Origin of the sequence: Rhizobium indigoferae, assembly GCF_034554815.1 — a bacterium.
GTDB lineage: Bacteria > Pseudomonadota > Alphaproteobacteria > Rhizobiales > Rhizobiaceae > Rhizobium > Rhizobium leguminosarum.
This window is the reverse complement of record NZ_CP140635.1, coordinates 985,010-1,010,831: the sequence shown is the minus strand read 5'-3', so window position 1 is coordinate 1,010,831 and position 25,822 is coordinate 985,010. Positions and strand designations below refer to the sequence as shown.

Annotated in this window: 31 protein-coding genes; 11 read left to right on the top strand and 20 right to left on the bottom strand. The window is 62.0% G+C overall.

Annotated features, from left to right (window positions below; translation table 11 throughout):
• Nucleotides 1-25: 25 nt before the first annotated feature.
• Together U5G49_RS05190 and U5G49_RS05185 are read left to right on the top strand one after the other, a co-directional pair.
• Nucleotides 26-613: a DUF1214 domain-containing protein gene (locus tag U5G49_RS05190; protein WP_018241271.1), complete on the top strand. Its 588-nt coding sequence runs from the start codon at nucleotides 26-28 to the stop codon at nucleotides 611-613.
• Nucleotides 606-1,154, top strand: a complete 549-nt coding sequence (locus U5G49_RS05185) for a DUF1254 domain-containing protein (protein ID WP_018241270.1) — start codon at nucleotides 606-608, stop codon at nucleotides 1,152-1,154. The genes U5G49_RS05190 and U5G49_RS05185 overlap by 8 nt, the downstream gene beginning before the upstream one ends.
• A gap of 13 nt (nucleotides 1,155-1,167) precedes the next feature.
• Here U5G49_RS05185 and U5G49_RS05180 read toward each other — a convergent pair whose 3' ends face one another.
• Nucleotides 1,168-1,335 carry a hypothetical protein gene (locus U5G49_RS05180; protein ID WP_003546657.1) on the bottom strand — a complete coding sequence of 56 codons (168 nt, stop codon included), beginning with the start codon at nucleotides 1,333-1,335 and terminating at the stop codon, nucleotides 1,168-1,170.
• Between the two features lie 541 nt (nucleotides 1,336-1,876).
• Between U5G49_RS05180 and U5G49_RS05175 the strand changes: the two genes are divergently transcribed.
• Entirely contained in the window at nucleotides 1,877-2,083 is a 207-nt protein-coding gene (locus U5G49_RS05175) for a hypothetical protein (RefSeq protein WP_017963548.1), read from the top strand.
• On the opposite strand, the gene U5G49_RS05170 is transcribed toward U5G49_RS05175, so the two are convergent.
• Nucleotides 2,068-2,220 (bottom strand): hypothetical protein, encoded by a 153-nt coding sequence (locus tag U5G49_RS05170; RefSeq protein ID WP_182565344.1) that lies wholly within the window; start codon nucleotides 2,218-2,220, stop codon nucleotides 2,068-2,070. The two genes, U5G49_RS05175 and U5G49_RS05170, sit on opposite strands and share 16 nt — an antisense overlap.
• A 110-nt stretch (nucleotides 2,221-2,330) precedes the next feature.
• On the opposite strand from U5G49_RS05170, the gene U5G49_RS05165 reads away from it, so the two are divergent.
• Entirely contained in the window at nucleotides 2,331-3,377 is a 1,047-nt protein-coding gene (locus U5G49_RS05165; protein WP_193444759.1) for a DUF2336 domain-containing protein, read from the top strand.
• A gap of 66 nt (nucleotides 3,378-3,443) precedes the next feature.
• Here the strand turns inward: U5G49_RS05165 and U5G49_RS05160 are convergent, their stop codons facing one another.
• From U5G49_RS05160 to U5G49_RS05150, 3 genes are all read right to left on the bottom strand, one after another.
• Entirely contained in the window at nucleotides 3,444-3,788 is a 345-nt protein-coding gene (locus tag U5G49_RS05160) for a DUF1491 family protein (RefSeq protein WP_112906364.1), read from the bottom strand.
• Between the two features lie 62 nt (nucleotides 3,789-3,850).
• Entirely contained in the window at nucleotides 3,851-5,299 is a 1,449-nt protein-coding gene (locus U5G49_RS05155; protein WP_131605300.1) for a methyl-accepting chemotaxis protein, read from the bottom strand.
• Nucleotides 5,300-5,431: 132 nt separating this feature from the next.
• Nucleotides 5,432-6,406: an oxidoreductase gene (locus U5G49_RS05150; protein WP_193444760.1), complete on the bottom strand. Its 975-nt coding sequence runs from the start codon at nucleotides 6,404-6,406 to the stop codon at nucleotides 5,432-5,434.
• A gap of 58 nt (nucleotides 6,407-6,464) precedes the next feature.
• On the opposite strand from U5G49_RS05150, the gene U5G49_RS05145 reads away from it, so the two are divergent.
• Entirely contained in the window at nucleotides 6,465-7,502 is a 1,038-nt protein-coding gene (locus U5G49_RS05145; RefSeq protein ID WP_193444761.1) for an AraC family transcriptional regulator, read from the top strand.
• Between the two features lie 3 nt (nucleotides 7,503-7,505).
• On the opposite strand, the gene U5G49_RS05140 is transcribed toward U5G49_RS05145, so the two are convergent.
• On the bottom strand, nucleotides 7,506-8,459 hold the full coding sequence (locus U5G49_RS05140; RefSeq protein ID WP_131702251.1) for a peptidoglycan-binding domain-containing protein: 954 nt from the start codon (nucleotides 8,457-8,459) through the stop codon (nucleotides 7,506-7,508).
• On the bottom strand, nucleotides 8,431-10,011 hold the full coding sequence (locus U5G49_RS05135) for a sensor histidine kinase (protein WP_210262232.1): 1,581 nt from the start codon (nucleotides 10,009-10,011) through the stop codon (nucleotides 8,431-8,433). The genes U5G49_RS05140 and U5G49_RS05135 overlap by 29 nt, the downstream gene beginning before the upstream one ends.
• Before the next feature lie 412 nt (nucleotides 10,012-10,423).
• Between U5G49_RS05135 and U5G49_RS05130 the strand changes: the two genes are divergently transcribed.
• Together U5G49_RS05130 and U5G49_RS05125 are read left to right on the top strand one after the other, a co-directional pair.
• Nucleotides 10,424-10,918, top strand: coding sequence for a DUF5330 domain-containing protein (locus U5G49_RS05130; RefSeq protein WP_193444763.1), 495 nt, complete (start codon nucleotides 10,424-10,426; stop codon nucleotides 10,916-10,918).
• A 362-nt stretch (nucleotides 10,919-11,280) separates the two neighbouring features.
• Nucleotides 11,281-11,703 (top strand): SufE family protein, encoded by a 423-nt coding sequence (locus U5G49_RS05125; protein ID WP_018446245.1) that lies wholly within the window; start codon nucleotides 11,281-11,283, stop codon nucleotides 11,701-11,703.
• Nucleotides 11,704-12,104: 401 nt separating this feature from the next.
• Here the strand turns inward: U5G49_RS05125 and U5G49_RS05120 are convergent, their stop codons facing one another.
• The 9 genes from U5G49_RS05120 to U5G49_RS05080 all read right to left on the bottom strand — a co-directional run bounded on the left by U5G49_RS05120 (nucleotide 12,105) and on the right by U5G49_RS05080 (nucleotide 19,324).
• Entirely contained in the window at nucleotides 12,105-12,536 is a 432-nt protein-coding gene (locus tag U5G49_RS05120; protein ID WP_003557810.1) for a MucR family transcriptional regulator, read from the bottom strand.
• Nucleotides 12,537-12,976: 440 nt separating this feature from the next.
• The gene (mnhG, locus tag U5G49_RS05115; RefSeq protein ID WP_193444764.1) at nucleotides 12,977-13,309 is read right to left on the bottom strand and encodes a monovalent cation/H(+) antiporter subunit G; all 333 of its coding nucleotides are present in this window, start codon (nucleotides 13,307-13,309) and stop codon (nucleotides 12,977-12,979) included.
• On the bottom strand, nucleotides 13,306-13,656 hold the full coding sequence (locus U5G49_RS05110; protein ID WP_193444765.1) for a cation:proton antiporter: 351 nt from the start codon (nucleotides 13,654-13,656) through the stop codon (nucleotides 13,306-13,308). Before U5G49_RS05110 ends, mnhG begins: the two co-directional genes overlap by 4 nt.
• Nucleotides 13,653-14,129 carry a Na+/H+ antiporter subunit E gene (locus tag U5G49_RS05105; protein ID WP_193444766.1) on the bottom strand — a complete coding sequence of 159 codons (477 nt, stop codon included), beginning with the start codon at nucleotides 14,127-14,129 and terminating at the stop codon, nucleotides 13,653-13,655. The genes U5G49_RS05110 and U5G49_RS05105 overlap by 4 nt, the downstream gene beginning before the upstream one ends.
• Nucleotides 14,126-15,694: a Na+/H+ antiporter subunit D gene (locus U5G49_RS05100; RefSeq protein ID WP_193444767.1), complete on the bottom strand. Its 1,569-nt coding sequence runs from the start codon at nucleotides 15,692-15,694 to the stop codon at nucleotides 14,126-14,128. Before U5G49_RS05100 ends, U5G49_RS05105 begins: the two co-directional genes overlap by 4 nt.
• Nucleotides 15,695-15,761: 67 nt before the next feature.
• Nucleotides 15,762-16,139, bottom strand: a complete 378-nt coding sequence (locus tag U5G49_RS05095; protein WP_032980268.1) for a Na+/H+ antiporter subunit C — start codon at nucleotides 16,137-16,139, stop codon at nucleotides 15,762-15,764.
• On the bottom strand, nucleotides 16,139-16,558 hold the full coding sequence (locus tag U5G49_RS05090) for a Na(+)/H(+) antiporter subunit B (RefSeq protein WP_027685425.1): 420 nt from the start codon (nucleotides 16,556-16,558) through the stop codon (nucleotides 16,139-16,141). The genes U5G49_RS05095 and U5G49_RS05090 overlap by 1 nt, the downstream gene beginning before the upstream one ends.
• 4 nt (nucleotides 16,559-16,562) lie before the next feature.
• Complete coding sequence (locus U5G49_RS05085; RefSeq protein ID WP_193444768.1) at nucleotides 16,563-18,920, bottom strand: putative monovalent cation/H+ antiporter subunit A; 2,358 nt, start codon at nucleotides 18,918-18,920, stop codon at nucleotides 16,563-16,565.
• 188 nt (nucleotides 18,921-19,108) lie between these two features.
• Nucleotides 19,109-19,324, bottom strand: a complete 216-nt coding sequence (locus U5G49_RS05080; RefSeq protein ID WP_018241253.1) for a hypothetical protein — start codon at nucleotides 19,322-19,324, stop codon at nucleotides 19,109-19,111.
• 187 nt (nucleotides 19,325-19,511) lie between these two features.
• On the opposite strand from U5G49_RS05080, the gene msrB reads away from it, so the two are divergent.
• Both msrB and U5G49_RS05070 read left to right on the top strand, forming a co-directional pair.
• Nucleotides 19,512-19,925 carry a peptide-methionine (R)-S-oxide reductase MsrB gene (gene msrB / locus U5G49_RS05075; RefSeq protein ID WP_018241252.1) on the top strand — a complete coding sequence of 138 codons (414 nt, stop codon included), beginning with the start codon at nucleotides 19,512-19,514 and terminating at the stop codon, nucleotides 19,923-19,925.
• A 105-nt stretch (nucleotides 19,926-20,030) separates the two neighbouring features.
• Nucleotides 20,031-20,558, top strand: coding sequence for a GNAT family N-acetyltransferase (locus tag U5G49_RS05070; protein ID WP_193444769.1), 528 nt, complete (start codon nucleotides 20,031-20,033; stop codon nucleotides 20,556-20,558).
• 20 nt (nucleotides 20,559-20,578) lie between these two features.
• Here U5G49_RS05070 and U5G49_RS05065 read toward each other — a convergent pair whose 3' ends face one another.
• From U5G49_RS05065 to U5G49_RS05050, 4 genes are all read right to left on the bottom strand, one after another.
• Nucleotides 20,579-21,280, bottom strand: a complete 702-nt coding sequence (locus U5G49_RS05065) for a pentapeptide repeat-containing protein (protein WP_112906353.1) — start codon at nucleotides 21,278-21,280, stop codon at nucleotides 20,579-20,581.
• A 252-nt stretch (nucleotides 21,281-21,532) separates the two neighbouring features.
• Entirely contained in the window at nucleotides 21,533-22,084 is a 552-nt protein-coding gene (locus U5G49_RS05060) for a GNAT family N-acetyltransferase (RefSeq protein ID WP_028733864.1), read from the bottom strand.
• A 34-nt stretch (nucleotides 22,085-22,118) separates the two neighbouring features.
• Nucleotides 22,119-22,787, bottom strand: coding sequence for a PAQR family membrane homeostasis protein TrhA (trhA, locus tag U5G49_RS05055; RefSeq protein ID WP_193444770.1), 669 nt, complete (start codon nucleotides 22,785-22,787; stop codon nucleotides 22,119-22,121).
• Nucleotides 22,788-22,903: 116 nt separating this feature from the next.
• The gene (locus U5G49_RS05050; RefSeq protein WP_018446258.1) at nucleotides 22,904-23,323 is read right to left on the bottom strand and encodes a universal stress protein; all 420 of its coding nucleotides are present in this window, start codon (nucleotides 23,321-23,323) and stop codon (nucleotides 22,904-22,906) included.
• 293 nt (nucleotides 23,324-23,616) lie between these two features.
• Between U5G49_RS05050 and U5G49_RS05045 the strand changes: the two genes are divergently transcribed.
• A complete protein-coding gene (locus U5G49_RS05045) occupies nucleotides 23,617-24,477 on the top strand; it encodes a VOC family protein (RefSeq protein ID WP_246289026.1) in 861 nt (286 codons plus the stop codon).
• Nucleotides 24,478-24,653: 176 nt separating this feature from the next.
• Nucleotides 24,654-25,820 carry an AI-2E family transporter gene (locus U5G49_RS05040; protein ID WP_018241245.1) on the top strand — a complete coding sequence of 389 codons (1,167 nt, stop codon included), beginning with the start codon at nucleotides 24,654-24,656 and terminating at the stop codon, nucleotides 25,818-25,820.
• The last annotated feature ends 2 nt before the right edge of the window (nucleotides 25,821-25,822 follow it).

The window sequence follows — 25,822 nt, the reverse complement described above, 5'->3', positions numbered from 1 at the left end:
CCGATATGGTTTCCAAGGTCTTGACGTGTTTCGATTCCCCCTCTTTATCGCGATCACGCTGATCGTCGCCTTTGGCGGCGGGATCATGATTTCGCTTTATGCGCTGGATGCGACGCAGGGTTTCGGGGCGATCAAGCTCGGCGCCTGGGAGGCCTTTCCGGCATTGCAGACCGTCGAGGCTGATCCTTATGCCAAATCGCACCGGGCGCGCGCCGGCAAGCTGCTCTATGGCAGCGCCGAGGGCCTGACCTTCACGGCGAGCGTCGACGACGACGGCGCGCGGCTGAATGCCGGCTGCCGCTATCGCATCAGCGGGCAAACACCGCCTGCCCGGCTCTGGACCCTGTTTACCGCCGACAATGGCGGCAATCCGGCGGCGGTGACGACCGGGCATCCCTCAGCGCTCAATTCCTGGACGGTGCTGCGCCAGCAAGACAGCAGTTTTTCGATCGAGATATCCGCCGTGGCGCAGCCGGGCAACTGGCTGGCCCTGCCACAGGCCGGCACTTTCCGGCTGGTGCTGACACTGTTCGACACTCCGACCGCCGGTAGTTCCGGCGTGATCGACCTCGCCATGCCGAAACTCACCAAGACCGGATGCGGCAATGCTTAGGATATTCTTCGCCGTCCTGACCGGTCTTTTCGGCGCAGCCCTGCTGCATCTCGTCATCATCCTGTCGCTGCCGCATTTCACCGGCAAGGATGCGGCAACCCGCGTGGAGGCAGAGGGCGACCTCAACAATTTCTACCTGCTCGGCAACCAGTATGACGAAGCCGGCCTTGCCAATGGCGACCCCTTCGTGCGCACCGCCGTCTGCTCCTTCGATGTCGAGGATGCGCCGGTGCATTTCACCGCCAAGGGCAATGTGCCCTTCTGGTCGATCGCGATTTACGACAGCGCCTCCAACGAGGTCTTCAGCATGAACGACAGGACGTCGGTCGGTGGTGCGCTCGATGTGGTGGCCGGCAGTCCGATCCAGCTGACCGACCTGCGCAAAAACCTGCCGCAGGAGCTGCAACAGGCGATCCTGGTGGAAATGGCACGGCCGGACGGTTATGCCGTGCTGCGGACGCTGGCGCCGCAGGCGAGCTTCGATGAGGCCGCGCGCAACTTCCTGACGGAAGCCGGCTGCGAGCAATTCGCCGCTCGCTGAGGTTGAAGAGCGGTTACTTCTTGTTGACGCGCGGCGCGGGCGCCGGACGATGTTTCGGGCTCTCGGCCAACCGCTCGTAGCGGACGCCGGTGAACCAAAGGATCTTGGCTTCGCGGGGCTCTTTGTCCGGGCGACGCGGCGCCCGCGGCCGCCGATCCGCCAATGCGACTACTATTGCCATTCTCGTCTCCATGCACTGCCCGAGACGGATGAACTTGCGATGGATTTCACCCTGCCCGCCAATGTGCGAGCCGGCGCGTCCTGCAGTGCCGGGATGACCGGACCGAGGGCATTCGCGCCTTTCCCACGGCACTTGATTGAAATACCGTGATGCGGAGTTTCAACGATCCAACTACTCAAATCGCGTCGTTCCTATCCGAATTGAGCCACATGACAGTTAACAGTTTACTAATATTCGGCGGATGCCAAACACAGTTCACCTCACTTCTCCTTTAACGCTCGAAGAGTTGATTTGGTTTCACGCCGCCCGCGCAGAGGCCAGGCCTGGCGTCGACGCATAAAATTAGAGATAATTCATATAGTTGACATTGGTTCGGCAATCTCCCTGGCGGGAAAGGGGCGGTGTTGCAAAAATGCGTCATGAAAATATTTAATTGCGAGGCGCTCAGATGTGCGTATGTTCGCGCATGTCGATCACATGTTTCCGGGCACCGATCGATCGGAGATGTTCCCCGCTCTTGCCGGAATGCGGAGGGTAAGCGGTGTCTTTGTTGGTGAATTCATCCTTCTCGCCTGATGATCTCGACGTGCTGCGCAGTGCGCTCGATGCTTGGTGCTCGGAACGGCGCATCGACATCAAAAGCGTCGAGGCGCAGTTCGCGGCATCCGCAGCCCTCGACCTTTATCAGGCCGGTTACGACAGCCGCGAAAAGCTGCTGCACGCGCTGCGCGATCATAGGATCGCCTGAGCTTTTCCACCATCACAGCGGCGATGAGCATCGCGCAACGGCGCTTCCAAACCGATCATTTTTATATTGCCGGCCAGCCATGTCGCCACACGCTTTGCGTGTATATTTCTGTTGCTTTTTAATAAAATCTTCAGCATGCATTAACCGTACCGGTGTAGGATTTGTTCATAACCGTATGGCCTGACATGCGTTCCGCCAGCGTATATCGGCCCTTGGTCCCCTTGTTCTGCGTTTTCGGGGTGTTTTTGTGCGTGACCGGTTTCGAGACCTAGAAGGCCCCTTGGCCGTCAGGAAAAAGGACGTGGTGTTAATGGCGACTGTCAGCAGTTTCGAGAACCTGTCTCATCCGACACGGTCCGAACTGCGCCAATTTGCCGAACTCTTCATGCCGCTGTTTCAGGCCTCCTCCGACGAGGCCAAGCGCCAGGCGGTCGCGGCGCTGTCCCAATGCGAGAACATGCCGGCAGCCGTGGCGCTGTTCATCGGCAACCAGCCGATCGAGATCGCGGCGCCTTTTCTTGCCGCCTCAAAGGCCGTCGCCGACGATACGCTGATCACCATCGCGCGCATGCAGGGTGCAGCGCATGTCAAGGCGATCGTCAGCCGCGATTCACTCTCGCCGAAGGTCATTGATGCGCTGGTGGCGCTGCGCCAGAGCCAGCCGCGCTCCGCGGGCGCATCGGCGCCGATCATGGAATCGCCGGCCGTCCCGCTTTCACCAGCGCCTGCCGAAACCAACGAGGCAGATGCGCTGGAGGAACAGCGGGTTGCCAATGAAGAGGCATTGCGCGAGCGCATCCTCGGGCTTGCCGGTCATCTCGGCCGTGCCGACGAGGACAGGCTCGGTCTGCGCACGCTCACGGACATTCAGGAGGCGCTGCTGGTGCGCTTCGCTCGCTCGCGCGAGGCGACGCATTTCGCAACCGCACTTGCCGACGCGCTTTCCGCCAGCCGCTGGCTTGCCGAGCGCATCATGCTCGATCTTTCCGGCCAGCAGCTCGCCACGACGCTGACCAGCCTCGGCATGAGCTTTCTCGACGCCGTCTTCGTGCTCGAAAGGCTCTATCCGCACCTTGCCGAACAGCAGCACAACGTCACTCGCGGCTGGATGGTGCTCGATGCGCTCGACCCGGAAGAATGCCACGAACGCGTCGAAGCCTGGCGGCGTGCGGATCGCTACACCTATAAGCCGGTAGCGCCTGATACGCCGGCGCCGGCAGCACCCGACCATCGCTTTATTCGCCAGGCGGCGCCGCAGCGCGACATGCGCGTCATGGGGCGGCGGTATCGCTGAGCTGGAATGACTAACCTCACCGCATGGTGAGTGTTCGAAATGGTGAGGAGCTGACGCGCCTGGCCGTCAGCCGTCCTTGGCAAGCGGGATCATGTCGCCCAATTCCTCTGCCTCCAACTCGACGATCCAGAGATCGGGGTCGAATTTGCGTTCGCGCTCCAGCATCGCACGCACCGCTTCCGGTTCGCTGCGCGACAGGCGGATCTCGAACAGGCGGTCACCGGCCTGACCTTCGTCGAAGGCGGTCTGCGGCGCCGGCGCATAGAGCGTTTCCAGGCCGCTGCGGAAATGCTGGCGGATAAAGATCGCACCCGCCTCCTCCGCACCTTTCTTCTCGACGGCGGCGAAATCGCCGCTGGCAAAGACGCGGCGCAGGAGGGCTGAAACGAAGATGTCGGCGCGTAATCTCATTGGTGCGGTATAGACCGGCCTGTGGGCGGCGGCAATGCGGAGCCAGAGTTTGACCCCCGGGGTCAGACCTTGATTGCCAGCCGCAATCCACCCCAGTGCCGTCCGCGCACGGTGATCGGAGCGGAGATATCCTTCATCATCACGAAATTGCCGCCGCCCATGTCGCGCCTGTAGGTCTGGACGAGGAAGGGTGCGGTGCTGCGGCCGGCGGCAAGACCGACGCGATCGGCGAAGATGCGGCGATTGCGGCAATTGGCGGTGTTCCAGACGGTGTCGCCGGGCCGCTGGGCCTGCGAGAATTTTCGGTTGTGGGTCGGCAGATAGCCGTTCTCGTCGATCGCCGCGCAAAAGGCGATGCGCTCGTCCAAGGCTGTGACGGGTTCCTGGATCGGCGGCAGCAGGCGGTCGGTGAGCTCGGTAAAGGCTGCCATCACCTGTGCCGGATCGGAGCCGGCTATCGGCCGATAGCGTCGGTCGAAGAGAGCATCGAGCCCGATCTGGCCTTCAGCGACGGCGCGTTCGAAGGCGCCGGAAATCTGTCTTGCCACCGATTGCGCTTCCTCGATCCAACGGCTGTCGGCGGTCTTGACGCCGGCGCTCGCCGTCAGCTGGATCAGGGTTTCCGACAGGCCGACGACACTGTCGACGCGTTTAGCCGCCTGCTGCAGCCTGACATTCGAGCCGGCGACCTCGGCCGACATCTCGCCGAGTTTCTCGACGAAGCCGGCGCATTGCTGGTCGACCGCCTCGGTGGTGTTGGCCATGACAGTCGAACTGTCGAGGATGCGGGTGATGACATGTTCCATGCTTTCGAAGGCACCACGCATCGCCTCCGACTTGTCACGCACGCCGGCCGCACTGTCGCGCGCATCGCTGCCGACGGCCGACAGCCGGTCGATCTTCACGCGCAGTTCGTCCAGCGTCTGTTGGATGGAGCCGGTCGCCTTCGAGGTCTGCAGCGAAAGCGCGCGGACCTCGGCGGCGACGACGGCAAAACCCTTGCCCGCATCGCCGGCACGCGCCGCCTCGATCGCGGCATTCAGCGCCAGCAGGTTGGTCTGGCGGGCAATGGTGCTGATCTCCTCGGCGATATTGTCGACATCGGCAAGCGACTTGGAGAAGCCGGCGATCTCAGTGCCGATCTCGTTGGAGGACTGGACCATGTGGCCGATCTCGGCGACGGAGCCGGTCAGGCGGTCGGCCGATTCTTTCAGCATGTGGCGGGCCTCGGCCGCCGTGCGGTCGGTCTCGCGCAGCGACACGGCGACCGAGCGGTTGGTCTCGGCAATCGACAGCGCTGTGCGGGTGACATGATCGAAGGCGGAGGCATGCCGGGCCGACATTCCCGCCATATCCTGGATAGCGCCGGCGATATCGACGAGATCAATGCCAAGGGTGGAGGCTTCTTCGGCAAGGCGCAGCAAAATGTAGCGGAGCGCCTCGGGGTCTGGCCCCCCCGCTTCGACCGCCGGTTCTCCGGCCAGATCGTCTATCGCCTTCAGCGCATGCATGACCGACGCTCCCCCGCCCCAATCAGAAAAGCTTCAGGCAACATGGTTAACAAGTTGCAAACAGCGGCGACACCTTAGACTTAGGTTGTAGAGAAATCAGACTCCGTGACTGTGGGTGGCCGTGTGGCGCCATCAGCTGGCGATGAAGCCCGTCAGCCGCTCGCTCAGCTGCCAAAGGCGTTCGGCAAATTCCGGATCGGTTGCCCAAGGGCGGACACCGAGCATCTCGGTCGAATCGCCGGGGACGGCGGTGGCGATATCGCAGTTCTCGCAATAGACGCCGCCCAGACCCTCGAGCTTCTCGCTGACGGCGCACCAGACGGTGGTCGACGCCCCCTGCTCAATCGTCTTCTTGTTGTTTTCCGGATCGATAACCGGCTTGCCATCCTCATCGATATAGCCGCTCGCCTTGAGGAAGTCGCTCGACTGATGGCGGACCAGATTGGTGGTGACGATACCGCCGGGATGCAGCGAGAAGGCTCTGACACCGTGCTTCGCACCTAAAGCGTCCAGTGAGACCGCAAAGAGAGCATTTGCCGTCTTCGACTGACCATAGGCGAGATAGGGCGCGTATTCGCGGTTCTCGAAATTCGGATCGTCGAGATCGACGCCGGAGAAGACGTGACCGCGCGAGGAGACGGCGACGACGCGCGCGCCCTCGGCCTTCACCAGCGCCGGCCAGAGGCGGGCAGTGAGCTGAAAATGGCCGAGATGATTGGTGGAGAATTGCGATTCGTAACCACGGGCGTCACGCGTCAGCGGGTTCGCCATGACGGCAGCATTGTTGATGAGCAGATGCAGGGGCTCGCCGCTTTCGAGGAAGCGGTCGGCGAAGTCGTCGATCGAGCCGGGGTCCATCAGGTCGAGCTTTTCCACCGCAAGGCCGGGAATGCTTTCCACGGCCGCCTTGGCTTTTCCGAGATTGCGGGCGGGAACGACAACCCTGGCGCCGGCTCCGGCGAGCACACGAGCGGTCTCGAGGCCAAGACCGGAATAACCGCCGGTGACGATCGCGACCTTGCCCGAAAGATCGTGCCCGGCAATGACGTCGGCGGCGGTTGATGCCGCACCGAAGCCGGAACCGATGGGAGCTTGTGGGGTGGACATGGCATGCCCTCCGTTGTTGCATGATGGCCTTATGTACGCCCGGGAAACGGGATTCTGAATGCTTGCAAATCCCGATTTCCTGCTTCATCGTTCAAAAATGATCAGTGACCCGCTCTCCGAAATGCTCAATCTCCTCGATGCGCGCTGCCTTGTCTCGGGCGGGCTGATCGCCGGCGGCGCCTGGGCGCTGCGCTTCCCCCGGCCGAACCGGATCAAGATCAGCGCGGTCGCCAAAGGGCGCTGCTGGCTTTGCCTCGACAATGGCAGTGAACCCATTCTGCTCGAGGCGGGCGACGTTGCGCTTCTGAACGGCCGGCACTCCTTCATCCTGGCCAGCGACCTTGCCGTTGCGCCCGCCGACGCGGTCGGCGCCTTCAGGGAGAAGGTCGACGGCATGGCGCGCCACGGCGTTGGCGAGGATTTCCATTATCTCGGTGGCCACATCGCGCTCGGGCCGCAGGGCATGGAGCTGCTGTCCGACGTGCTGCCGCCGATCATTCACGTGCGCGCCGCCCTTGCCGAAGCCGGCGTGCTGCGCTGGCTGCTCGACCAGCTGGTGCGGGAGATGGCGGCAAAGCGGCCAGGCGCCCTGCTCGCCTCGACCCAGCTTGCACAGTTGATGTTCGTGCAGGTGCTGAGGACGCACATCATGAGCTCGGCGCCATTGACGGTCGGGTGGCTCCGCGCCTTCGGCGACGATCGCATTGCGCCGGCGCTGCGGCTGATGCATGGCGATCCCGGCCGGTCCTGGCAGCTCGGCGAACTGGCGAAGGCGGCCGGCATGTCGCGCACGAGCTTTGCACTGCGGTTCAAGACCGTGGCGGGGGTTGCGCCGCTCACCTATCTGATCGGCTGGCGCATGCGCCTTGCCGAACGCGAGCTCCGGGAGGGCAGCATGCCGGTCTCGGCGCTGGCGCTTTCGCTCGGCTACACATCCGAAAGCGCCTTCAGCAATGCCTTCAAGCGGATGACGGGTATGGCGCCCAGGCGCTATCGCGTGGCGATGGCCCGCGAGGCCGGGCCGATCGAAGAGGTGGTGGATGTCGAGGGCCAGGCGATGACGACGCATTACCGGCTGTTGAAGGCGGCATCATAGCGGCTAGATCGCGCCGATTTCCTTGAGTTTCTTCAGCACCGCCTGGTTCGGCTCACCGTCTTCGGGCAGGTTATAGTGCTTCTGAAAATGGCGGATGGCCGCGCGGGTCTGCTCGCCGGCGACGCCGTCGACGCCGACATTGGCATAGGCCATGTTGGAAAGACCCTTCTGGATCTTCAGCACCAGGTCGACATTGGTGATTTCGCTTGATGGGACCTGCTTCGCCGCTGATGGGGCCGTTTTGACCGACTTTTCAGCACTGCGGATCGCCGCTGCCACCGGGTCTTCAGCCGCTGCCTTCGAGCTTACATCTTCGGGCGGCTTTTCGGCGGGCACGGTTGAGGGACCGGCGGCATCGGTCTTCAGCGCCGCCAGTACCTCCGGCGTCGGATCGCCGGTCTGGGTCATGCCGACGGTCTCCTCGAAGAAGAGAATGGCCGCACTGGTGCGCGGACCGATGATGCCGTCGGGTATGCCGTTATAGAGGCCGCGGCGCACCAGCTGCTGCTGGATGTCCATGACGAGCTGGCTCGGTTGCTGGCCGGGTACGGCAGGCGCCGGTGTCGCGTTGGTGGTGGCGGTATCCTGCGGCCGTTCGATCCGGAAGGTGGTGACGTCGCCCTGCTGCTCCTCCGCTAGGCGACGGGCGCCAAGCACGGTCGGAGACTGCGGATCGCGGGTGCGGAAGATCGGATGCGGATGCAGGCCCGGCTGATACCAGAGAGCATTGGCGGCGACGAAGGAGAAAATGACGGCGAAGGTGATCGTGCCGCCCGCGACCGACGGATTGCGGCCGATGACGCCGCCGAGCACGGAGGCGCCCTGCAGACTGAGCCCGCCCAGCACGGAGGCGCCCTGCAGGCCGAGTCCGCCGAGGGCGGCAGCGCCTGACATCAGAAGGCCCGGCTGCTGCCGTCCCCTTTTTCCCTTAGGCGATTTTCGCTTGCGCGCGGCCATCGAAACGCCCCTCTTCCAGTTCTGCGCCTGTGTTGACCGCGCCCTTCAGCCGCGGCGGAAACTCGACAGTCGCGCCATGACCGGCGTCTTCGGCGTGCTGAGCACCCGAGCCGTCCATCGCGATCTCGATGGTGATGATCGTGCCTTCGCCCGGCTGGCTGGCGATGGCGAAATACCCGCCATGCAGCGCCACCAGCCCCTTGACCAGGGAGAGACCGAGGCCGGAGCCTTCGAACTGGCGGGTATAATCATTCTGGATCTGGACGAAGGGCTGGCCAAGCAATGCCAGCTTGTCGGCCGGGATGCCGATGCCGGTATCGCTGACCGTCAGCTTGAGGATGCCGTCGCGCGTTGCCGCATCGACCGAGACGACGCCGCCAGCCTCGGTGAACTTTATGGCATTGCCGACGAGGTTGATGAGGATCTGCTGGATGGCGCGCTGATCGGCAACAACCTCGCCGAGGCCGCGCTGGATACGGCTCGTCAGGGTGAGGCCCTTGGTCTTGGCCTGCAAGGCCAGCATCGATTCGCAGGATTTGACGGAGCTTGATATATCGAAGGCTTCGAGGATCAGCTCGTAGCGACCGGCTTCGATCTTGCTCATATCGAGCATGGTGTTGACGACGGACAGCAGATGCGCGCCGGATTCGCGGACCAGGCCGACATATTCGCGCTGGCGGTCGTTTTCAAACTTGCCGAAATATTCGCCGATCAGGATATCGGAAAAACCGAGAATGGCGTTCAGCGGCGTGCGCAGCTCATGGCTGACGGCGGCGAGGAAGCGTGACTTGGCGTCGTTTGCCGATTCGGCATCCGCCGCGCGGTTCTGGGCTTCGTCACGCAGCTGCTGCTCGACGGAGACGTCGCGCAGCTGGGCAATGACGGCGGCAAGTTCGCCGTCGGCATCACGCCGGGCCGTCATGTCCATTCTGAGATAGGCGAACTGGCGTTGATCGCGCGAGACCGAGGGCCGGTCGATGCGCAGATCGACGCTCTGAGCATCCTCGCCCCGGCGCAGGTCATCAAGCGCCTGCAGGAAAAGGATGCGGTCGGAGACATGCACCTGCTCGAGGAAGCCCCTGCCCTTGGGATCGCGCATCCAGGCGAGGAAATCGCGTCGGTCGCGACCGCCGACCGTCGCCACACTGCCGTGCGGGTCGAGGAAGAAGACGAGGCCCGGGGTGGCGGCAAGGAAGAAATCCTCAGCCGACTGCGTGGCGATACCGGCCGACGAACCCTGACGGGCGAGCGCGATGCTGCCGACGGCGGAAAAGAGAAAGGCGGCGCAGACCATGGCGACACCTGCCGGCAAGGCGACGGCAGGACTGGTGACCGCCGAAAGGCCGATGGGCGCGGCAACGAGAGCTGCCGACGAGAATAGTACGAGGCGGCGCAGGATCGCGAGCTCGCGTTGGCGCACGGCTTCACCGCCGCCCGTCCGGGAGAGCCAGCTTGTCGCTGCCCGGTCTACGAGGGCCGTCATCCAGCCGCCAATGTTACTCAATACACGCACGCAATACCCGCCCGAAAGGCTGTCGATCGATCCGGACAATAGGCCTTGGCGACTTAAAGAAAGGATAAGGCAAAAGCTCTGTTCACAGGCTGAAACGGCTGAAATTCCCGTTTTGAAGCATCTGGAAGGCTCTTCGCCTTTTGTGGTTAATAGGGGGTAAGCGACGGATTTTCCTCATATTTCAGCATTGCGTTAACTCCTGTGGCAAGGCGAGCCGGCAAAAGTCCTGCAATTGCAAGCAGGTGCTGCCCTGATGCTTAACGGCGATCGCTCGCATTCGCCTAAAATGTCCCTCAAATACCGTTCGCTAAAATTTGAACTAAATTTGCCGCAAATGCGCGTGAGTTTCGAAAAGCGGCATTCGCAACTTGGCGGTAGGGTGAAAACACACCGGACAACCGGCCTGATTCGGCGACAAGAACCGGACGGGGAAACAGGATGGGCGACGACAATGTGGTTTCTGATCAAAGGATCCTTCTGGTTTGGCCTCGTGCTCGTGCTTCTTTCCGTCTTCAGCACGGAGAGTTCCGACAAGCTCGCCAACGGCCCGCAATTGCAGCTTTCCGACGCGTTCACGGCGGCAAGCGGCGCTTATGACTATTTGACCGGCATGTGCTCGGAGAAGCCCGAAGTCTGCGCCAAGGGCAGCGAGACCCTCACCGCGCTCGGCTACCGGGCCCGTGAAGGTGCCCGTGTTGCTTACGAACTTCTCGACAGCCAGTTCAAGGACGAGGCGCCGGCGACCGCAAGGCTTGCCGAACCGCAGATGCCGGTGGCGCTCAACATGCCTTCCCTCACCCCGCCTGCCATCCAGAAAAAGGTGCGCGAGGCAAAGGCTGCGCTCAACCAGCCGATGCCTTACCGCCCGCCGGTCGAAGATGATGCCGCAGCCGAGACGGTGGTAACAGGCGCAATTCCGCTGCCGACGCCAAAGCCGGCGATCTGACGAAATTTTTCGCGGGCATTCGTCCGCAATACCTTTCGGTTTTATAGCTTGCATCGGTGGTCCGCATGACGCGGAGAACCCCATGCCTGACGTGCCTGCCCTGTTTAATTCAGCATGTTGCTGCGCCGTGAGGATGCCCATCCCTCACGGCGTTTTTCTATCTTGGTTTACACAATTCCCGGCAAAACCGCTTCGCGCTTTGCCTGGGAAAATCGCTTCACACTTTTCCTGGAATTGCTTTAGCGGTTCAAATCCGCCGGTCTTTCACCTATATGCACTTGTAGAGCATTTCCTGACGCATTCCGGACGCAAAACCGCTGCGCACTTTTGCTGGAACTGCTTTAACAGTGAAAGGCTTCTCCATGGCATCCCTCGACCAGATCATCGACGACTTCGCCTTCCTGGACGATTGGGAAGACCGTTACCGCTATGTCATCGAACTCGGCAAGGCATTGCCCGACTTGGCCGAGGAGAAGCGCACCTCCGAGAACAAGGTGATGGGCTGTGCCAGCCAGGTCTGGCTGGTGACGCATACGACAGGCGATCCCGACGACCCGGTCATGAGCTTCGAGGGTGATTCCGACGCCCATATCGTGCGCGGCCTCGTCGCCATCGTGCTTGCCACCTATTCCGGCAAGATGGCATCCGAGATCGCCGGGCTCGATGCCTTCGAGATATTCTCGAAAATCGGCCTGGTGGAGAACCTCTCGTCGCAGCGCTCGAACGGACTGCGCTCGATGGTGAACAGGATCCGCGAAGAGGCAAGAGTTCGCGCCGCGGCTTGACCGCGATGATGGCTGATCGGCTTTCAGAGCCACAGCCGATCGATTCCGGCAGCGCCTGCCTTGGCACATCGAATACATTAACACTTGCTGATAGTATAGGAATACATTCTAAGCCTGTCGGCAAAGCATAAGACAGGGTCGCTCACACTATCTTGGCGCCCGTCCGAATCATCTGCGAAGGCCTGAATACCAGCGCTGTTCAGCTTTTGATTGAACCACAGGATCGCTTCAACCTTTAGCTTTAGCCGATTCCCGGCAAAACCGCTTCGCGCTTTGCCTGGGAAAACCGTTTCGCACGTTCCTGAATTGCTCCATCGAGATTATTTTCCTCGCCTTGAAAAGGCGCACAAAAAAGCCGGGCACAAGACCCGGCTTTTTGTCGTCGATGCTTTCGAAAAAGCTCAGCCGCGGCCGCGCTTGCGGCGCTGCCCGAGGCCCATCTCCTTTGCCAGGCGCGAACGCGCTTCGGCATAAGCGGGCGCTACCATCGGGTAATCGGTCGGCAGGTCCCATTTCTCGCGGTATTCTTCCGGCGAGAGGCTGTGATGCGTCATCAAGTGACGCTTGAGGGACTTGAAATTGCCGCCGCATTCCAAACATGTGATCTGCTCGTCCTGTACGGACTTGCGGACAGAAACTGCAGGCTTCTGCTTTTCGACGATCGCCGCAGCAGGCTGCGGTACGGACGTGTTGCTCAGTGCCGAATGCACGTCGGAAATCAGATTGGCCAGGTCGCTGACCGGTACAACATGGTTGCTGACATAGGCCGCGACAATGTCGGCTGTCAGTTCCACAAGCAGCTCCGGCGCATTGCCGGTCGCTATATCCGTCATATTTTTTCTCCTGTTAGCATGCTCAAACGGCCTTTGACTGACACGCCAAAGACCCGCCTCGTAGAAGCGAACAGCAAAAGCGCAGGAATCGACCTTCTGTTTCGAAAAACGCGAAATCCACCCCTAGATTCCGAAGAGCGTAACCTGTTCTTATACTGCCTGACCGGAAACCACTACGTCATGCTCCAGGCGATGGCCTCAGTTTAGACATTAAAAATCAAAACTGAGGGACTTGGAAGCAGTACGATTGTAATTCACAATCAGAACTCTACTTGCATTTTCAAATACCATCGTTTGGTCGAAACGCCAATTATTATTTGTCGTTTTTCTTGAGAAAAAATGACAGATGAAGAATTGAGGGGCTCTCCGGCAAGCTTTACTCACAGCTTCCTGTGCATAAGTTTTGCATAAATCTGGTAAAGTTGCCGAACAGCATAGGCTCAACGATCCCTGATATCATCACGAACCGAGAGCGCATCGAGATCATATCCCGAGCGATGGGCGGCTTTGGCAAGCAGATGGGCAGACACCGGCGCCGTCAGCAGGAAAAAGATAAAGCCAGCGACGGCACGGGCGAGAATCGCCGGATCTTGCGAATAGAGGCCGGCGGCAAGGAGCAACAGGCCGGAGCCGACAGTCCCCGCCTTCGAGGCCGAGTGCATGCGAGTGTAGAGATCGGGCAGCCTGACCAGGCCAATCGCCGCCGCAAGCGCAAAGAGCGCGCCGACGAGGAGCAGCAGGGCGGTGATGGCGGCCACGATATAATCGATCATCGCTTCTTGCCCCCTGCCCGCTGTTGCGTGTTGCCGTTTGTCGCAGATGCGGACGGCTTCGATGTGATGTTGCCGCGCGACAGCACGAATCGGGCGAAGGCGACAGTCGCCAGGAAACCGACGAGGCCGAGCGAGATGGCGATATCCATATAGAGCGAAAAGCCGGTCTTGACCGCGATGACGGCGATGAAACCGATGGCGATGCCGGTCAGCATGTCGAGGGCGAGGATTCGGTCCGGCAATGTCGGGCCGGCAACGACGCGCCAGACGGCGAGGATCAGCGCCAGGCCGAGGATGACGAGTGCGGCCGAGGATGCGACCGCGACGATGGCGGCGGGTGTGATCACCGGAAGGCCTCCATGATCTTGCGTTCGAAACCGTTGGCGATATCGCGCTTGGTCGCCTCGGGATCGGAACAATCGAGCGCGTGAACATAGAGCGTGCGGCGATCTGTGGAGACGTCGACCGAAAGCGTGCCGGGTGTCAGCGTGATGAGGTTTGCCAGCAAAGTGATCTCGAAATCGCTCGTCACCGTCAAAGGGAAGGCGAAGATGCCGGGTGTCAGCTTCATATCGGGCGAGAGGACGGTGACCGTGACCCTCCAGGCCGACAGCGACAATTCCTTCGAGAACAGCGCGGCGAGCGAGAGAACCGGGCGGACGCGAGGGATATGATACCCCTTGCCGCGGAAGGATTCGCGGATGATGACCTGCGCCAAGGCCCCGAGCAGGACGCCGAGGACGAGATTGTGCAGCGAGGCGCTGCCGGTAACAGTGAGCCAGGCAATGGCAAGCAGCAGGTTGAAGAGGAAGAAGATCACGGCACGCCTCCTTCCGGGAAGACCGAATGAAGATAGGCCTCTGGATCGGCAAGGCCGGCGGCGGCCGATTGCGACAGCGCCAGCAGCTGTTCCGGCACGATCCCGAAGCCGACGACCAGCACTGTCAGCGCGGCGAGCGGCAGGCCCGTGCGCCACCTGGCCCCAGACGCCACCAGGACTATCGGCGCCGGGACTATCGGTGCCGGGCGCCAATAGGCGAGCAGGAAGAGACGGCCGAAGGCGATCGTCGTCAGAAAACCGCCGACGAGGATCGATGTCGCCAGCCACCAGGCGCCGAGATCGATCGAGGCCTTGACGAGAATGACTTTCGGCCAGAAGCCGGAAAAGGGCGGCAGGCCACAGGCGGCAAGGAAGAGCACGAGGGAGAGCGCGGTGAAGCCGCCGCTTTGCCGATAGAGCCCGCCGAGGGCCGACAGCGAAAAGCCGCCGCCGCGCCGGGCGATCTCCCCGGCGGCAAGATAAAGCGCCGTCATCAGCACCATGGAATGGAGCGCATAGAAGACCGCACCGCTGATGCCGCCGAGGCCGCCGAGGGCGACCCCCGCAAGCATGTTGCCGATGCCCGATATGACGACATAGCCGAACAGCCTGCGAATATCGTTTTCGGCAAGCGCGCCGAGAGCGCCGACGAGAATGGTCGCGGCGGCGGCGAGCGCAATCACCAGGCTCAACTCCTGGCGTTCCACCGGCAGCAGCATGACCATCACCCGGATCAGCGCGTAGATGCCGACCTTGGTGAGCAGGCCGGCAAACAGAGCGGAGACGGTGATGCGCGGCGTATGGTAAGCGGCGGGCAGCCAGAAATTGACCGGGAAGGCCGCCGCCTTCATGCCGAAGGCGAGCAGGAAGAGGCTTGCCAGCGTCATCAGCGGCGCCGTGCCGCGCAAATCCCTCGCCCGGGCCGCGATATCGGCCATGTTGAGCGTGCCGAAGGCGGCATAGAGGATGCCGACGCCGACCAGGAACAGGGTCGTGGCGATCAGATTGAGCACCGCATATTTCAGCGCGCCGTCGATCTGCTCACGTTCGGAACCAAGGATGATCAGCCCGAAGGAGGAGATCAGCAGCACCTCGAACCAGACATAGAGATTGAAGATATCGCCGGTGAGAAAGGCGCCGGTGACGCCGGCCATCAGCAGCATGAGCAGCGGGAAGAAGCCGTATCGCCGGCCGCTTTCGCCAATATCGGCCAGCGCATAGATCCCGCCGGCTAGCGCGGCAAGAGCTGCGGTGAAGGCCATCAGCCCACTGAAGAGATCGACGGTGAAGGCGATGCCGAAGGGCGGCAGCCAGCGGCCCATGACCATGGTCAGCGGCCCCTCGGCCGCGACCTTGGCGAGCAGTGCCGCATTGATCAGCGCCAGCGCCGCAAGGCCAGGGATGGCAAGCCAGGCCTGCAGGCGGGGATAGCCGCGCAGCATCAGCAGGACGGCGCCGAGCGTGATGCAATGGGCGACCGGCAGGATGGCGAGCCAATGACCGATGGGCACCGGGGCGGTGATCAGGGCGGCGGAGAGATCGACGGTAGAGGTGGGGGCGGCCATCAGATGGCGCCTCCGCTATCGCGAGAGAGGGCTTGCCATGGGTTGAGCATCCGCACCAACATCCGCCTCAATATCCCAATGGCGGCAGCGGCCGGTCGTCGGGCTCGGCGGCGCGCATTTCGCTGGTGTTGTCGGTGCCGAGGTCCTGATATGCGCGGTAGGTTAGCACCAGCAGGAAGGCAAGGAACGAAAAGGAGATGACGATCGCCGTGAGGATGAGGGCCTGCGGCAACGGGTTGGCCGTGCCTGCGGGCAAGCTGTCGAGACCCGCCGGGATGATCGGCGGCACCTCGCGCGTCAGCCGGCCGCCGGTAAAAAGCAGGAGGTTGACAGCATTGCCGAGGATGGCGATGCCGAGCATGATCCGGATCGAGAATTTCGACAGCATCAGGTAGATGGCGGCGGCAAAGAACAGGCCGACGAGGATCGCGAGAAGCGGCTCCATCATTCCACCTCCTTTTCTTCGAGCGCCAGTGCGATCGAGGTGATGGCGCCGAGCACGACAAGATAGACGCCGACATCGAAGAGCATGACGCTGGACAGCGGCACCTCGGCGCCGAAAAGCGTCGGATAGATCCAGAGGCCGGTCATGAAGGGAACGGCAAACAGGATGGAGACAAGACCGGCCGCCGTCGACAGGAGCAAGCCAAAGCCGGCAATCGACAGCGGATGGAAAAACAGCGCGCGGCGAACGGCGCCAACGCCGCGGGCAATGCCGTAGATCGCTAGTCCCGAAGCAGCGATCAGCCCGCCGATAAAGCCGCCGCCCGGCTCGTTATGGCCGCGCAGCAGCACGAAGACGGAAAAAAGCAGCATCAGCGCGGTGAGGAACGGGGCGACGGTGCGGAAGATGAGGGTGTTCACGCGATCAGCCCTCCGCCGCGGGATCATTGGCGGCAAGCTTGCGCTCGCTGCCGGCGCGGATGCGGATCAGCGCCAGGATGGCAAGGCCGGTGACCGCCACGACGGCGATTTCGCCGAGCGTGTCGGTGCCGCGGAAATCGACGATGATGACGTTGACGACATTGGCGCCATGGGCGATCGATTTGGAATAGGCGTTGAAGAAAGCCGTCAGAGCGTCGTTGAACGGCGCCTGCGTCGCCCGCATCAGCAAAAGCGTGAAGCCGAGGCCGCAGGCGAGCGCCAGCGCACCGTCGAAGAGCTTGCGGCCGAGCGGCCGCCGATCGGCGGGCGAGAGACGGAGCCTGGTCATGACCAAGGCAAGGATCACCACCGAAAGGGTTTCGACCATGAACTGGGTGAAGGACAGGTCCGGCGCGCCGAACAACAGGAAGATGATGGCGACGGCGAAACCCTGGATGCCGAGCGAGACGATCGCCGTCAGCCGGTCGCGGGCGACGAGCACGGCGGCAAGACCGAAGGCGGCGATCAGGAAGACCGCCCATTCATGGAGCCTGACATCGGCCGGCCAGGCCGGAAGGCGCGGCAGTTCACCGTAGACGACGAGCGGCACGGTGAGGATGGCGGCGACGCAAAGGAAGGTGCAGGTGACATAGATCTCCAGCCGCCCCGGCTGGAGGACACGCATGAGGCGGCCAGCGAAGCGGACAAGGCCCGATATGGCAAGGTCGAAACCGTGATCCGGCCCGCGCCCGGCCGCATGCAAGAAGACGGCCATCAGGAAACGGGCGCGCGCGAGCTGCCAGTAGACGCCGATACCGAGCAGCACGGTCAGGGCGGAGAGCGCTAAGGGCAGGCCGATATGCGGCGTCAGCGAAATATCGATCTCGACGGGTGTCTGGCGGATGGCGGAGGCGATCGGCGAGGACAGGACGGTCTGGGTGAAGGTCGAAAAGATCGCCGCGAGCAGGCCGAGGACGGCGAGAACGGCCGGGCCGAGCCAAAGCAGGACGGGCGCTTCGTGCGGAGGTTTCGGCGTCTCCACCGGCTGACCGAGGAAGGGTTTCAGCGCCACGGCAAAGGCGACGGCAAACATCAGCGCATTGCCGAAGACGGTTATGGCGGTAAAGGTGAGTGCGCGGACATCGCCGCCGACGAGTGTCGTATAGATCTCCTCCTTGGCGAGGAAGCCGAAGAAGGGCGGCAGGCCGGCCATCGACAAGGCCGCCGCAAGTGCGATCATCCAGGTGAGCGGCATCGCCCGCATCAGGCCACGCAGCCTGGTAATATCGCGCGTGCCGGTCTCGTGATCGATGATGCCGGCGACCATGAAGAGCGCGCCCTTGAAGAGCGAATGCGCCACCAGATAGAGCGCCGCCGCCTCGACCGCATGGTCAGAGCCGAAGCCGATCAGCACGACGAGCAGGCCGAGCGAGGAGACGGTGGTATAGGCGAGCTTGAGCTTCAGGTCGGTCTGGCGGATGGCAAGCGCGGTGCCGACCACCAGCGTCAGCCCGCCGAAGAAGGGCAGTAGGATCTCCCAGGCGGGCGTCGCCCCCATGACGGGATTGAGCCGCATCAGCAGATAGACGCCCGCCTTCACCATCGTCGCCGAATGCAGGTAGGCGGAAACCGGCGTCGGCGCCTCCATGGCGTTCGGCAGCCAAAAATGGAAGGGAAATTGCGCCGACTTGGTGAAGGCGCCGCCCAGGACCAGAAGGAGGGCTGCGAGATAGAACCGGCTTTCGCGCACGACATCGCCCGATCCCATGAGCCGCGACATCTCAGTGACGCCTGAGATATTCCAGAGCAACAGCAGACCGGCCAACAGGCAGAGCCCTCCCCCACCGGTCACAACAAGCGCCTGCAGGGCTGCGCGGCGAGCCGCCGCACGCTCGTGATCGAAGCCGATCAGCAGGAAGGAAGTGATCGACGTCAGCTCCCAGAAGACGAAGAGCATCAGGAAACTGTCGGAAACGACGACACCGAGCATCGCGCCCATGAAGAGGAAGATGAAGGAGAAGAAGCGGCCCTGATCCTTGTGTCCTTTGAGGTAGCCGCCGGCATAAAGCACGATGAGGGTGCCGATACCGGTGATCAGCAGTGCGAAAGCCAGCGACAGGCCGTCGAGGAACCAGGAGAAGGAGAGATGAAAGCTCGGCACCCAGGAATAGCCGCCGGTGACGACCTCGCCGCGCGCGATCTTGGGAACGAAACGCAGGAAATGCAGGAAGGCGAGCAAGGGAGCGATCGCCAGGAGCCAGGCACCGTTTGCGCCGAAGATGCGGATGACGAAGGGGGCAGCAAGAGCGCCGACGAGCGGCAGACACAGGGCCAGAAATGTCAGAGCCGTGACATCGGCCATGTCCCCTCCTCTACTGCATAATTCAAAATGTTACAGTCCTTCGCACGTCCGACAAGGCGCGCGGCGCTGTAAAGGCAACAGACGAAAAGCCAGAGAAACCCAGCCTGTCTTCTGGCTTAGGCGAAACGGGGGAGCGTCTCAAGTGATTTCGGCCGCAGGCCCCACTGCATGGCGATGTTCGAAGTCGATCAGGCCATCGATCGGGAAAGACGCGACAGCAGCCGGGCGATGCAACCGTGCAGGATGAAGACCACAAGCGTAAGCGGCCAGAGCAGGCAGGCGAAGAGTCCGGCGAGACGATGGAGCGTAAAGCCGTCATGGTTGGCCCAGCCTTCCAACAGCGTGACCGCCATGGCGGCCACGGCCACCAGGCCGTAGAGCAGGACGATTGCTGCCTCAAACACCAGTGATTCTCCAATGCACGTAACATTAACCCTAACAGAAAACCCCTAACGGATGTAAAAGCAAGCGTCTTCCTCCAATTGCGGTATGCCGCCAATCTGATGGCGCGGCGCTGGAGACTTGATGAAGTGAACGCGGCGCACCACATTTTGCGCAAACGGAACCGCCCCTCGGCGAAAGGAGCACCTCATGTCCGAAACTGCGACCACCGCCAAGATCCACAAAACCGATGACGAATGGAAAGAGCAGCTCACCCCCGAGCAATACCGCATCACGCGCCAGCACGGTACCGAACGCGCCTTTACCGGCCCCTACTGGGACTCCTTCGAGACAGGGCTTTACCGCTGCGTCGGCTGTAATGCGCCGCTTTTCCGCTCCGACACGAAATTCGATGCCGGCTGCGGCTGGCCGAGCTATTTCGAAGCAGTGTCGCCCGAAGCGGTGACGGAGCATCGCGACACGGCCTTTGGCATGGTGCGCACCGAAATCCGTTGCGGCAGCTGCGAAGCCCATCTCGGCCACGTCTTTCCCGACGGGCCACCACCGACCGGCCTGCGCTACTGCATCAACGGCCATTCCATGGTGTTCGAGCCCGGGAAGTAGGCGCGCAGCCCCGCAATCGGCAAGCGGCCCATTCCGATGTGATGGGCCGCTGACTACCTCCGTCGTAGACGCTATCGACGGATCGGCGATACCAGGAGAAGGCCGATGGCGCGCGATATCCTGAAGACCGAGCGGCTGACGCTGCGGGAGATCACGCCTGCCGACCTGCCGTTTCTCCACCGCATTTTCGGCGATGCCGAATGCATGCGGTATTACCCCGGCATCAAGAGTTTCGACGAAACCGCGCGCTGGTTCCAGAGGCTCGCCTTCGACAGTTATACCAGTCACGGCTTCGGCCTCTGGGCGGTGACGGACCGGCAGAGCGGCACATTGCTCGGCGATTGCGGCATCACGCTGCAGGAAACCTCCGCGGGCCCGGAACCCGAGATCGGCTATCATCTGTGGCGCGACCATTGGGGCAAGGGCTATGCGATCGAGGCGGCCGCCGCCTGCCGCGACCACGCGCTTCATGACCTTGGCCTTGCGCGCATCGTCTCCATCGTCAGGCCCGACAACATTCCCTCGCAACGTGTTGCGGAGCGGGTGCACCGGCGGCGGGAAACATTCGCCAAAACAGGCAGCACCGATGGCGGCATAATGGAATTCTACGTCTACATCACGGACCGGACATAGAGCGGTTCAGACCCGCCTGGTTACTCGTGCTCGGCTGGACAGGGCCAGGTCGTCGGGGCGGAGAGGCCGGCCGGCAGCTTGGTCGAGGTATCGCCGCAGGCAAGGTCGATCTGGGCCTGTTCGAGCCCTGCTGCGGCCGAGAGGTCAAGGCCTTCGATGCGAGTGAGGAACATGAAGGCGCGATCGAACATCGGCGTGGTTTCGAAGGTCGCGCCGGAGAGATCGGCACGGGAGAGATTGGCGAACGAGAATTTCGCACCCGTCAGTACCGCTTTGTCGAAGTCGGCGCGGCCGAGCTCGGCCTTTTCGAAGCTCGTGCCGGCGAGCCGGGCGCCGGCGAAATTGGCCCGCTGCAGCTCGGCGCCGGCAAAGGAAGCACCATCGGCGGCGATATTGGCGAAGCTGGAGCGATAGGCCTCGATCTTGGCGAAGTTGGCGCCTTCAGCGTGTGCGCCCTCCAATGAGGCGCGCACCAGCGTCGCTTTCTCCAGATTGGCGGATTTGAAGTTGGCGCCAGCGAGATCGGTCAGCGAGAAGTCGGTGCCGACGAGATTGGCGCCTTCGAGATCACTGCCCTGCAGCATCAGGTTCTTCTTGGTGCATTCCTGCCAGTCGAGCTTCGGCGAGGCCATGCTGCCGCAATCGGCGGCCCGGGCTACAACCGGCGGAAATGCCAGAAGGACGAGGGCAAGGAGACCGAGCGACGATCTTTGCATTGCCATTGAACTATTCACCCCCATGACGCTTACATGACGCTTTCAGGCCGCCTTCCGCGAAGCAGACTGCGTCCACATTCTTACACAGCTCAGACTACAATAAAAAGATGGTGCGCGCCGTTCACAATGGCTTTGCCGGATGGGTCTGGGGCCTTGCCTAATGAGTTTGGGGCTTTGCCTGATCAGCTTGGGGTTTTGCCTGATCAGTCTAAGGCTTGGCCAGGCAGGCGGATCCACCCGCCTTGCCGGGCAGGTGGATCAATCCACCTTGCCGGGCAGGCGAAGTTCCATGCAGGTCAGGTCCAGCCAGCGGCCGAATTTGGTGCCGACCTCGGAGAATCTGCCGGCGATGCGGAAGCCGAGCTTTTCGTGCAGCCTGACCGAGGCGGTATTGTCAGCCTCGATACCGGCGATCATCACATGGATGTTGCCGGCCGCAGCACGCGCAATCAGCTCCCGCATCAGCCGCTCGCCGATGCCGGCACCGCGGCAATCCTTGTCGACATAGACGGAATGCTCGACCGTATGGCGGTAGCCGTCGAAGGCCCGCCAGTCGCCATAGGAGGCGTAGCCTGCGACCTTGCCCGACATTTCGGCGACGATGACCGGAAAGCCCCGCGCCTTGCGCGCCCTGAACCATTCCAGCCGATTTTCGAGATCGACCAGCGTGTCGTTCCAGATCGCCGTCGTGTGCTCAACAGCGTGATTGTAGATATCGCGGATGGCGGAAAGATCGGCTTCGGTGGCGTCGCGGAGGAGGACAGCGTCTGTCATGATTGCCCGGTTCGTATTGTCTGTGAAAGGCGGCATACGCCCGACCCCGACAGATGTAAACGACCGTCGTTCAGAGGCCCGGCGCCGACAGGCTGAAGCAAGTGAAGACGGCCGAATAATGCACGGCTGCGGCGGTGACGACGAAACCATGCCAGATGGCGTTTTGAAAGCGCAGCTTCTCCCAGACATGGAAAATGACGCCGAGCGAATAGATGACGCCGCCGATGACGATCAGCAGCATCGAGGCGGAAGGAATGCGCGAGGCGACGGGCCCGGCCACCAGCACGCCGCTCCAGCCCATAGCGAGATAAAGCAGGATGGCAAATCGGTCGTAACGCCCGGGGAAGACGCATTTCAGGATAATGCCGACTGCGGCGAACAGCCAGATCGCGACCAGCATCAACAGCAGCAGCGGATCGTCGGCGCCGCGTTCGAGGAAGGGCGTGTAGGTGGCGGCGATCAGCAGGAAGATCGCCGAATGATCGAAGCGGCGCAGAAACCATTTCGTGCGCGAGACCGGCCAGGCGTTGTAGGAAAAGGAAATGGCAAGCGTCAGCACCAGCCCGACCCCATAGATCCAGGCGGCCGCGAGCGCGCCGTAAGAACTCCAGACCGTGGCGTAGAAAATCAGCACGGTGGCCCCGATCAGCGCCAGCACGAGGCCGACGCCATGGACGATACCGTCGGCGATCAGTTCGTATTTATCATAAGCCCAGCGAATGCCGTTGAACTCGGCCATGCACGCCAATCCGTTTCATACCCCGATTGCAATCGTCGCATCGAACCGGCGGGCGCGCAACTGCGGCAAAGCGCACCGGCGGTAAATCTTCGTGACAGGCCGCAGTGGCGCAAAAATCAAATCTTCTGCCGGTCGACCAGCACCGAGCATTTGGCATGACGCACGACCCGGTCGGCGGTGGCGCCGATGAAGTAGTTGGAAAAGTCCGGAACGTGCGAAGCGACGATAATCAGATCGGCGCCGTGGCTTTCGGCGGTCGAGATGATGGCTTTGGCAGGCGGGCCGTTGGCGATCTCGACGGTTGCCTTGACGCCGGTGGTTGTGAGCAGCGCTTGCAGCTTGTCGCGGCTGTCCTGCATGGCGTCCTCGACCATATTGGCCGGCAACTCGATCGCGACATAGCTCGGCACATCTTCGATGACGTTGAGCGCGATGATCTCACCGCCGTCATCGAGCAAGGACGCGGCCTTGCGGAGGATCTTTTCTCCCTTTTCGATGCCGCCGAGCGCGATCGCTACGATGATCTTTCTGTACATGGCTTCCCTCCATGACTAGTATTTATAAGCTTCCTCTAAATAAGATATGGGCGCGTTGACGGCGATCAAGTGGGCGCAAGTCATCGTCAACATCTGTTCAACGCTTCATCCTCAAAAACGGGCCTTCTGTGAACAATCGGAATGCGCCATATAGGGATCAAGTACGGCAACCGAGGGACCAGAGGCGAATGAACCGGCGAAACTTTCTCGGGCTTGCCACAGGCGGCATGTTTGCCGCAACCGCCGGTACGCCTTCTCTCTTACAGGCCAATTCAGAGGCAGGAGAACAATCCATGACGACCGAAACTTCCTATGCGCTGACGCGGCCCGCCTATATCGACCAGTCGCATCTCGTCGTCACCGACCTCGGCCTCGTTTCCGGTTTCTATCAATCGATGCTTGGCCTGAAGGTCATCGAGAAGACGGCGAGCGGCGAAGTGCTGGGTGTCGGCGATCTCCCTTTGCTGACGCTGACGACCGCAAAAGATGCGACCATCGCGCCGCGCAATGCCGCCGGCCTTTTCCACACCGCCTTCCTGATGCCGAGCAGGACCGAGCTCGCACGCTGGCTGCGCCATGCGGCACAGAACAATGTCGCGCTCGACGGCGCCTCGGACCATCTCGTCAGCGAGGCGATCTATCTTTCCGATCCCGAAGGCAACGGCATCGAGATCTATGCCGACCGGCCGCACGAACAATGGAAATTCCACCAGGACGGCATGGTGGAGATGGCGACGCTTCGCCTCGACCTGCAAGCGCTCTATAACAGCGCGCCTGATGAGCGCTGGGACGGCATGGCGGTGGGAACGGCGATCGGTCACCTGCATCTGCAGGTCGGCGACATCCCGCAGGCCGACGCCTTTTACCGCGACGTCCTCGGCCTCAAGCTGATGGCGCGCTATCCCGGCGCGAGCTTCTTTGCGAGCGGCGGCTATCATCACCATATCGGCGCCAATATCTGGAACAGCCGCGGCGCGACGGCTCGCGCCAGCAATATGACCGGGCTTTCGGACTACAAGATCCGTTTCAACGACAAGGCGACGCTGGATGCGGCGGTCTCCAAGCTCGATGCGCTGGAGATCAAAAGCGAGAAGCGCGACGGCGGCATATTCCTCAGGGATCCCTGGGGCATCGGCCTGACGCTGTCGGCGTAATTTCCAGGTTGCCGCAGATCAGCCATAGCGGTTGAAGACGCTCACGCCATGCGGGCAATGCCATCGGCGCAAAGACATGCCGGATGCACCTTCACAGGCGGTCGTTCCTTCAGGGAACCGGAACCCTATCGGTGCGTTTCCGTGAGGAAGCAATGGGGCTTCGGGGACCTCACCGCATGGGCATCGCCAATGGCATCCGCAAACAAGCAAAGAAAATCGCGATCGGCGAACGCCACACCAGCGCCTGGGCACAGTCGCTGAAGGAAGCTGCGGAAGAACTGCCGCCGCCTCCGCTGCACCGTCTGGAAAAGGATGGGCTCGACGTCAGCATGGCCTGGGCGATCATCGGCATCTTCGGCATTCTTTTTCTTGCCGCGGTCTACCTGATGTCGCTGATCCTCATCCCGATCACACTTGCCGTCGTCGTCGGCATGATCCTCGGCATGGCGGCAGAAAAGCTCGGCAAGATGGGAGTGCCGCGGCTTGCCAACGCCTTCATGCTGTCGAGCGCCGTGGCGCTGGTGATCTTCCTGCTGATCAACTCGCTTGCCGACCCGCTGATGACGCTTGCCAATGAGGGCCCGGCCTTCGCCGAGCGAACCATAAACCGCGTCATGCCATATCTGGAACGCATCAGATGGCTGCATATCACGCCGGCGACATTCGAAAGCGGGTCGATGTCGATCGGTGCGCTGCTCGAAAACACCGGCAACGTGCTGCACGTGGTGACGAGTAGCCTGACGCCGGCGCTGGTGCAGGGGATGATCTTCTTTGCGGCGCTGCTGTTCTTCCTCGCTGGTCGGGTCAACTTGCGCAAGACGATCATCATGACCTTCCGCACCCGCACGCAACGCCTGGCGGCAATCCGTGTCATCAATGCCGTAGAGCAGGTGCTCGGCTTCTATTTCGCCACGGCCTCGCTGATCTATGTCGGGCTCGGCGTCGTCATGACTGTCATCGCCTATGCCGGTGGGCTGTCGGCCCCGGTGCTCTGGGGCTTCTTCGCCTTCCTGTCGAGCTTCATCCCCTATCTCGGCATCACGCTGATGACACTTGCCGTCGCGGTCGCCGGCATCCTGACCCATGATGGCATCCTCATCGGACTGATGCCGGCGGCAGCCTTCTTCACCGTGCATCTCCTCATGGAGAACCTGATCTTCCCGGCGGTGATGGGACGGCGGCTGGAAATCAATCCCTTCGTCGTCTTCCTCGCCATCCTGTTCTGGACATGGATGTGGGGTGCCGTCGGCGCCATGCTGGCGCTGCCGCTTTCGCTGATCGTCATGACTATTATCGACGAGTTGCTGATCGAGGAAAAACCGCAGCCGCAATTGCCGAAATAATC